Source organism: Citrobacter sp. VF227, from assembly GCF_052950715.1.
Genome location: NZ_JBRFVF010000603.1, coordinates 1 through 437 on the forward strand (window position 1 = coordinate 1; position 437 = coordinate 437).

Consider the following 437-nt stretch of genomic DNA (forward strand, 5'->3'; position numbering starts at 1 on the left):
ATGCCGAACAGGATGTTGATTGCGCCACAGCACTACGCGCTGATATCGAAAGGGCGAAGGCCACGCTGGGTTCAGCCCTGTTCACCGAACTGAAGAATAAAGCAGTGAAACGCTATTACCGGGTTGATTCACGTAGCAAGGTCGAAGCCGCGGTCAACTCCCTGCCGTCGCCGGACGAACCGGATGCAGCAGCGCGTTTCGGTGAAGTTGAGCGAGTTCTTGCGGCGGCCAGGCGTCACCTGGGCGACGGGCTACACGATAAGTTCAGCATCTCCCTGGCCGATATGAAACCGGAATACGTGGGCTAACAGATTTGGGAGGATTCTCCCTCCCATTGAGGAGATGTAATGCGACTGATGAACCGAGGCAATCAGCAATCCACGTTAGCGCGTCAAGCATGTGACATAGCGCTGGCCACTCATCACGAACGCTACGGC

Annotated in this window: 1 protein-coding gene and 1 pseudogene; both read left to right on the forward strand. The window is 56.3% G+C overall.

From position 1 onward, the window contains the following. Window positions 1-308, forward strand: a pseudogene (locus ACU8YC_RS28115) (enterohemolysin); the annotation flags it as partial. Between the two features lie 39 nt (window positions 309-347). Further along, window positions 348-437: DUF4060 family protein (locus tag ACU8YC_RS28120; RefSeq protein ID WP_446896413.1), on the forward strand; the 90-nt coding region annotated here is incomplete at its 3' end.